This is a genomic window from Paraburkholderia ginsengisoli NBRC 100965 (assembly GCF_000739735.1).
GTDB classification, from domain to species: Bacteria; Pseudomonadota; Gammaproteobacteria; order Burkholderiales; family Burkholderiaceae; genus Paraburkholderia; species Paraburkholderia ginsengisoli.
This window is the reverse complement of record NZ_BBJF01000013.1, coordinates 68,708-76,545: the sequence shown is the minus strand read 5'-3', so window position 1 is coordinate 76,545 and position 7,838 is coordinate 68,708. Positions and strand designations below refer to the sequence as shown.

The following is a 7,838-nucleotide window of genomic DNA, read 5'->3' as shown; positions in this document are numbered from 1 at the left end:
CTGCGCTACCGGTGCTGCCCGAGCCGCTCGCGGAGCCGCTGCCGCCGCCCGTCGCGCCCGCCCCGGAGGCGCCGCCGCTGCCTGCCGCGCCGCTCGTTGTTCCGCTGTCGCCGCCACCCCCTCCGCCGCCTCCGCAATCTGCAAACAGGAAGGCGCTCAGCACGATCAAGACGCTCAGCAGGAAGAAGCGGTGGGGGGTATGCAGAGATGGCATGACGGACTCCCCATTGCGGACGGCGGCGCCATGAAGCATGGGCCGTGCAGCGAAGTGCCGTGCAATGTGAATCAAGATTAGCACCAAGCGTACCCGCTACAAGAGACTGCTTCGAACGCGCAGCCGTCAGCCTCCTTCACCCAATAGCGCGCAGCGGCGCGCGCCGCTTTTCCCACCATGCGGCGGCGAGAAACGCGAGCGCCGCGAACAGCAGCACGCCGACCATCGCGTCGTTGCCGACGCCTTTCATCAGCGCGCCGGCAACCAGCGGGCCGCCGAAACTGGCCGCGCTCCACGACGCGCCCACCAGCGAACTCGCCGACACCAGTGCGACGCCGCGAAAGCGCTCCCCGCAAGCGACCAGCGACAGCGTATAGATCGCGCCCGCGGCGGCGCCGAGCACGTACAGCAGCGGCCAGCATAGCCACGGCGATCTGATCGCCCAAGGCAGCAACGGCAGCAGCGCGACGACCACCACCCCGCAGCCGATATGCACACGCTCGCGGCCGAGCCGGTCGGCGAGCCAGCCGATCGGAAACTGCATCGTCGTATCGCCGAGCAGCAGCGCCGACGCGAACAGCACCGCCACTTCGCTCGTGATGCCATGCGACATCGCGAAGAGCGGCAGCAGCGACAGCGCGATCGTGTCGAATAGCGCGAAGAATCCGGTGCCGATCACGAGCGCGGGCATTTGCGGCAGCACATGGCGCCAGCCGCCGTGCGCCGCGTGCTCGTCGCCGGACGCTTGCGGCGTCGCGCGGATGGTGGCGAGCATCGGCAGCGCGAGCAGGAAAATCGCGCCGCAGATCACGAAGCGCGCCTGCGTGAAGCCGGCGATCTGGCTCACCAGCACCGGGCCCGACATCTGGAACAGCGTGAAGTTGGTCGCGTAGATGGCGATCACGCGGCCGCGCGATGCGTCGTCGGCCAACTGGTTGACCCAGGCCTCGCCGATCGTGAACAGCAGCATGAGTGCCGCGCCGCACAGCACGCGCAGCAGCGCCCATAGCCACAGGTTCGACGTGAGTTGCATCAGCGCGGTGGCGAACGCGACCACCAGCACCGCGCCGACGATCACCTGACGGCCGCCGAAGCGCGCCGCGATCCAGCCGGCCACCGGCACGACGACGAGGCCGCCACCCGCTTGCGCGGCGGTCAGCAGGCCGACGACGTCGGTGCCATAGCCGGCTTGCGTCAGTGCGAGCGCGGTGAGGGGCAGCGTGGCGCCGCTGCCGAGTCCGACGACGGCGACGCTGAGAATCAGGGCGAGGAAATCGCGGGTGAAGATGACTTTCATATCGGCCGGGATGCTACTACGGCTGACGCGGCGTTGGCACCGCTGCGGGGTCGGCTGGGTGCACGGGGCTGCGTCATGGCGAGGCCCTTCGATGCAAGAGGCTTCAGCTCGCCGCGACTAGCCCGCCACCGCCACCCGCTGCGCGCGCCGATCGATCGACACCGACCACAGCGTCAGCGCCAGCGCGCCGATCGACGTCGCCACGCCGACCCACGGCAGCGTCGTGAGCGGCGCGCCCGCGCCGATCGCCATGCCGCCGAGCCACGCACCGGTCGCGTTGCCGAGATTGAACGCGCCCTGGTTCAGCGTCGACGCCAGATTCGGCGCATGGCTCGCGCGATCGACGATCAGCATCTGCAGCGGCGGCACGATCGCGAACGCGAGAATGCCCCACACGAAAATCGTGATCATCGCTGGAATCTGCGCGTGCATCGTGCCGGCGAACACCGTCAGGATCACGACGATCGCCAGCAGGAACGCGATCAGCGACGGCATCAGCCGCCAGTCGGCCAGCTTGCCGCCGAGCGTGCTGCCGACCGTCAGCCCGAGGCCGAACAGCAGCAGCACCAGCGTGACCGCGTGGGGCGTGAAGCCGGCGACGTCTTCGAGAATCGGCGTGATGTAGGTGAAGGTGGAAAAGAGGCTGGCCGACGCGAGCACGCTGATGCCGAGCACCATCAGCACCTGCGGATTTTTCAGCACGCTGAATTCGCGCACGAGGCTCGCCTTCTGCATCTCGATCTTCGCCGGCAGGCACACCGCGAGCGCGGCCGCTGCGGCGACGCCGATGCCCGTCACCGCCCAGAAGGTCGCGCGCCAGCCCACCGCCTGGCCGAGCGCCGTGCCGAGCGGCACGCCCAGCACGTTGGCGAGCGTGAGACCGGTGAACATCAGCGCGATGGCTTGCGCACGGCGGTTCGGCGCGACGAGTCCCGCGGCCACCACGGAACCGATGCCGAAGAACGCGCCATGACAGAACGCGGTGACGATGCGCGCGGCCATCAGCACCGCGTAATTCGGCGCAACCGCGCACAGCAGATTGCCGACGATGAACACGCCGATCAGACTCATCAGCGCCTTCTTGCGCGGCATGTTGGCGACCGCGATCGCGACGATCGGCGCGCCAATCGTCACGCCCAGCGCATACGCCGACACCAGCATGCCGGCGGCCGGGATCGACACGGACAGATCGCGCGCGACATCGGGCAGCAACCCCATGATCACGAACTCGGTGGTACCGATTCCAAACGCGGCGACGGCAAGGGCAAGCAGGGGCAAAGGCATGGTGGCGGAGCGTGAATCGGCGCGACGGGAACGTCGTGCGGCAGGCGCGCGCTTTCGGGACGAGAACGCCGGCGCCGTGCGAGGGGAAAGCAGTAGGGGATTCTACCTAAGTCAAAACCGCGTTGCTGAGCGTCAACGGAGTTGTTGTTTTTTGTAAAAAAGCCGCAGTCGCCCGGATCGCGCGATCGCACCGCTCATCCCTTCTCGACCCCCTCGCCAGGTCGCCCGACACCGCCGACAAACCGCGCCGCCCCCGCGACGCCTTCCTCGAATACCGCCCGATACCCGCCCGCGCCCTCGCGCCGCAACGCCTCGGCGAGATCATCGAGTGTGCTGTTTTCCAGCGCAGAGCGGCGGTCGGCCAGCAGCGCCGCTTGCGGAAAAGCAGCAAGCTCGGCGGCGAGCCGCTCGGCCGCCACACGCGCCATGCCCTTCGGAACGACGCGGTTCGCGAGACCCATCGCGAGCGCTTCGTCGGCGCTCACCGCGCGACCGGTCAGGATCAGGTCCAGCGCCCGCGACAGCCCGATCAGACGCGGCAGGCGGATCGTGCCGCCGTCGATCAGCGGAATCCCGACGCGCCGGCAGAACACGCCGAGCACCGCGGCTTCCTCGACGACCCGCAGATCGCACAGCGCCGCCAGTTCCAGTCCACCCGCCACCGCGTAGCCGGCGATCGCCGCGACCACCGGCTTGTTGAAGCTCATCCGCGTCGGGCCCATCGGACCGGGGCCACTGCCGTCGGCGTGCAGTTCGTTGCGGCGGGTGTCGTCGGCGAGCGCGCTCAGGTCCGCGCCCGCGCAAAACGTGCCGCCCGCGCCGAACAGCACCGCCGCGCGCCAGGCCGGCTCCGCTTCGAAGCGGCTGAAGGCGGCGCTCAACGCATCGGCGACCGGACGGTCGACCGCGTTGCGGCGCGCGGGCCGCTCCAGCACGATGGTGGCGACGCCGCTGTCGTCGTCGGCTTCGATGCGCACGTGTTCATTGAAATTTTGGGTGGTTATCATCGTCGTTAATCTGAAGGTCAGGCTCGCCCGTCGTGTCGGGCGCGTATACAGCTGCTCATGCAGAGCAATTAATTCCGTGGCCTGTCATGCTTCTTTCACAGTCGACTCGTAGCGTGAGCGCTCTATTCACGCGCTGGCGTTTGTTCGTCAGCTTATCGAGCCTGCCTTTGCCCTTGCCCAATTCATCGCCCGCCGCCGCGCCGGCCAGTCTCCCCGCGGGACTTCCTTCGGGGTGCACCGAAACGGTCTGGATCGTGCCTCTGCAGGAGCATCCATGGTACGACCATGTGCGCCTGAAACGCGTCTTCGTCACCGACGGCACGCGGCATCAGGTCGTGCTGGTCGACATCCGCAAGCTGCTCGTCTGCGCGGATCGCGACAACACGGACTACGTGCTGAAGCCGGTCGCCGAATGGCATTCGGGCAAGGTGCGCGGCATCCGCGAGTTTCTCGACCCGGCGAGCGAACGCATCCCGCAGATGCCGTACGTGACGATCTCGACGCGTCGCGCGCCGGGTTTGCTGGGGTGGCTAGGATTTGAGCGCGAAGGCGTGGTGGCGTTTCGCAACGGCCAGCATCGCGCGCGCTATCTGGCCGATGCGGGCGCGCGCTGGTGTCCGGTGGAAGTGCACGAGCGCGAGGCGGCGCTGCTGCGGGAAGTCTGCGGCGCGGCCGACGATGCCCGCACCGCGATTCGCGCGGTTCCGCCGGTGAGTGAGAAGGGGGAGTAGGGGCGTGATAGCCGCAACCCTTAGCCCGCCACATGCACCGCATTACGCGGCGTGCCGGCCTGCCACGCCGCGACATTTCCGAGCGTGGTCTGCGCGATTTCGTTCATCGCCTCGCGCGTGAAGAACGCCTGGTGCGCGGTGACGATCACGTTCGGGAACATCAGCAGGCGCGCGAGCACGTCGTCCTGCAACGGCAGGTTCGAGTGATCCTCGAAGAAGATCCCGCTTTCCTCCTCGTACACGTCGAGCCCGAGATGGCCGAGCTGGCCGTCCTTCAACGCGCTCACCAGCGCATTCGCCTCGACGAGCCCGCCGCGGCCGGTGTTGACCAGCATCGCGCCGCGTTTCATCTTCGCGAGCGCGGGGCCGTCGATCAGATGGTACGTGGCCGGCAACAGCGGACAGTGCAGACTGACGATGTCGGACTCGGCGAGCAACGTGTCGAGCGGCACGTAGCGAGCGCCGAGCGCGAGCAGGTCGTCGGCGGGGGTGCCGGGATCGTGTGCGAGCACGCGCATGCCGAAGCCCGCCATGATGCGCCCGAACACCCGGCCGATGATGCCGGTGCCGACCACGCCCACGGTCTTGCCGTGCAGATCGAAGCCGAGCAGCCCGTGCAGCGAGAAGTCGCCTTCGCGGGTGCGCGCGGCGGCGCGCGGCAGTCGCCGGTTCAGCGCGAGGATCAGCCCGACCGCGTGTTCGGCCACCGCGTGCGGCGAGTAGGCCGGCACTCTCACGACTGTCATGCCGAGCCGTTCGGCCGCCGCGAGGTCGACGTGATTGAAGCCCGCCGAGCGCAGCGCGATCAAGCGCGTGCCGCCCGCGTGGAGCTGTTCGAGCACGGCGGCGTCGACGTTGTCGTTGACGAACGGGCACACCACTTCGTAGCCCTGCGCGAGGATCGCGGTCTCGCTATCGAGGTGCGATTCCTGGAAGTGCAGGTCATAGCCGTGGGCGGCATTCGCTTCGGCGAACGAGTCGCTGTCGTACTGACGGCTGCTGAACAGGATCATGCGCATGTCGGAACTCCGAATAAGCGGGCCGGCGTTGAAGGAGGCGGACTCACGGCGCGTGGGACCGGGCCGGTCAGGTCAGTATAAGTTACCCTTTTCAGATAGTCGGCGGCGGGCAGTTACTACGTTATGCCAACTTCCATTCGCTTTACTGACGATCGTGTTTCGTGAAGTTGACTTGCTGAAAATGAAAATAATATTGACAGGGGTGCCAATCTACAATATTTATTAAAGGCCGTCCTGAAAAGCATGTCGGATCATGCTGCAAGAAATTGGCCATCCGCAGATTATGTCTTTTTCACAGCGTTAGGTGAATTCGCGAGGAAAGCGTGACTGTCGAGCTAGCGGAAAAATATTGCTGTACCGTCGCAGCGGCTCGACGCGCCTGCCACGCCGACTATTGCGCCATTCCCTCGTCATAACCGCGTTTCTTCTGGCTCTCCGCCAGCGGCCGCGCCATTGCCTGATTCAGCCCGATCGGTGGGGCGTTATTCGGATTCCGAGCGATTTGTCTTCAGCATTCTGCTAATAAACCCGTTAGTCGGCGAGCCAACATGATCGGTGAATTGCTGAAATCGCAACCAGAGATCGCGCTGTTTGTAAGTCTTGCAATCGGATATTTTATTGGCTCGTTTCGCGTCGGACCAATTCAGCTCGGCGGGGTATGCGGCACGTTGATCGTCGCATTGATATTGGGTCAGACGGGCGCGCGGCTGGCTCCCGATCTCAAGAACATCGCATTCGCGCTGTTCATCTTCGCGCTCGGTTTTACCGGCGGCCCGCAATTTTTCGCCAATATCGGCCGGGGCTGGCGCTACGGTTTGCTGTCGGTCATCGAGATCGTGTCGGTGCTCGTGCTGATCATGATCGCGGTGAGCGTGATGCGGCTCGACATCGGCACGGCGGCGGGCTTGCTGGCGGGCGCCGCGACCGAGTCGGCGGTGATCGGCACCGCGTCCGAGGCCATCGGCAAGCTCGGCCTCGGCGACGCGGAAACGCTGCGTCTGCAGGCCAACATCGTGACTGCCTATAGCGTGAGCTACCTGTTCGGCCTGATCACCATCGTCCTGTTTACGAGCCAGTTCGCGCCGTTGCTGCTGCGTATCAATCTGCGCGACGAAGCCGAGCGCGTGTGGCGCAAGCTCGGCGGCAGCGGTGCGTTTGGCGAGGGGCAGCGCGCGGCGGCGCCGGCGCTCGTCGGCCGCGTATTTCGGGTTGGCGCGGCGGCTGGCGTCACGGTGTATGCGCTCGAACAGCGGCACGGCTTCAACCTCACCGTCGAGCAGCTCCAGCGCAACGGTGCCGACGTCCCGGTCGATCCGCAACTGCCCCTCGCGGCGGGCGATCTCATCCTGGTGGCGGGGCGGCGCGAAGCGGTCGTCGCGGCAGCGGCCGGTCTTGGCGAAGAAGTGGACGGCGCGGGCTTCGGCCAGGTCTTCGCCGAGAAGCTCGACGTCGTGCTGACGCGGCGCGACCTGCATGGCCGGACGATCGCCCAGGTGCGTGACCAGGCGAAACCGGAAGAGGGGCGCGGCGTCTACATCGCGGCCGTCACGCGGCTCGAAAGCACGGTGCCCGCGCTGCCCGGCACCGAACTCAATCGAGGGGACGTGCTGACCCTGGTCGGCGCCAAGGCGGACGTCGAGCGCGGCGCAAAGCGTCTCGGCTACGTGCTGCCCGCGACGCAGAAAACCGACTTCGTCTATCTCGGCCTCGGCGTGCTGGTCGGCATGGCGATCGGCCATCTGGGCGGACAGATCGGCGGCGTGTCGATCGCGCTCGGCACGGGCGGCGGCTGCCTGCTGTCGGGCCTGCTATTCGGCTGGATCCGTTCGCGTCATCCGCTGGTCGGCTCGCTGCCTTCGGCGGCCGCGCAAATTCTCAAGGACTTCGGCCTCGCTACTTTCATCGCCGCCGTGGGTTTGTCGGCGGGACCGGACGCGATCAAGCTGGTGCGCGAATACGGCCTCGCGTTGCCGCTCGCCGGAATTCTGATGGTGCTGGTGCCGGGCCTGCTGTCGCTGTGGATCGGCCACGTGTTTCTCAAGCTCGAAGCGCCGATGCTGCTCGGCGCGATCGCGGGCCAGCAATGCAGCACGCCGGCGATCAGCGCGCTGGTCGGCGTGACCGGCAACTCGACACCGGTGATCGGCTACACGATCACCTACGCACTCTCGAACATCCTGCTGCCGTTGATGGGTCCGGTGGTGGTGGGCCTCGCCGGCAAGGTCGGCTAGGCGGACGGATGGACCGCGTGTGGCGCGCGATGCCACCCGCGGCCGATGTGGCATC

At 66.9% G+C, this 7,838-nt stretch carries 7 protein-coding genes; 2 read left to right on the top strand and 5 right to left on the bottom strand.

Going from position 1 to position 7,838, the window contains the following annotated elements:
* The 4 genes from BGI01S_RS30855 to BGI01S_RS20785 all read right to left on the bottom strand — a co-directional run.
* Positions 1-214 (bottom strand): hypothetical protein (locus BGI01S_RS30855; RefSeq protein ID WP_217997659.1); only part of this gene is annotated, 214 nt, incomplete at its 3' end.
* A 136-nt stretch (positions 215-350) separates the two neighbouring features.
* The gene (locus tag BGI01S_RS20795; protein WP_042327898.1) at positions 351-1,511 is read right to left on the bottom strand and encodes an MFS transporter; all 1,161 of its coding nucleotides are present in this window, start codon (positions 1,509-1,511) and stop codon (positions 351-353) included.
* A 117-nt stretch (positions 1,512-1,628) separates the two neighbouring features.
* Complete coding sequence (locus BGI01S_RS20790; protein ID WP_042327897.1) at positions 1,629-2,795, bottom strand: MFS transporter; 1,167 nt, start codon at positions 2,793-2,795, stop codon at positions 1,629-1,631.
* Positions 2,796-2,989: 194 nt separating this feature from the next.
* Entirely contained in the window at positions 2,990-3,802 is an 813-nt protein-coding gene (locus BGI01S_RS20785) for a crotonase/enoyl-CoA hydratase family protein (protein ID WP_042327895.1), read from the bottom strand.
* 86 nt (positions 3,803-3,888) lie between these two features.
* Here BGI01S_RS20785 and BGI01S_RS20780 point away from each other — a divergent pair, with 86 nt between their 5' ends.
* Positions 3,889-4,533, top strand: coding sequence for a plasmid fertility inhibition factor family protein (locus BGI01S_RS20780; RefSeq protein ID WP_042327894.1), 645 nt, complete (start codon positions 3,889-3,891; stop codon positions 4,531-4,533).
* Between the two features lie 20 nt (positions 4,534-4,553).
* On the opposite strand, the gene BGI01S_RS20775 is transcribed toward BGI01S_RS20780, so the two are convergent.
* Positions 4,554-5,552: a 2-hydroxyacid dehydrogenase gene (locus tag BGI01S_RS20775; protein ID WP_042327893.1), complete on the bottom strand. Its 999-nt coding sequence runs from the start codon at positions 5,550-5,552 to the stop codon at positions 4,554-4,556.
* Between the two features lie 548 nt (positions 5,553-6,100).
* On the opposite strand from BGI01S_RS20775, the gene aspT reads away from it, so the two are divergent.
* Positions 6,101-7,783 (top strand): aspartate-alanine antiporter, encoded by a 1,683-nt coding sequence (aspT, locus tag BGI01S_RS20770; RefSeq protein WP_042327892.1) that lies wholly within the window; start codon positions 6,101-6,103, stop codon positions 7,781-7,783.
* Positions 7,784-7,838 lie beyond the last annotated feature (55 nt).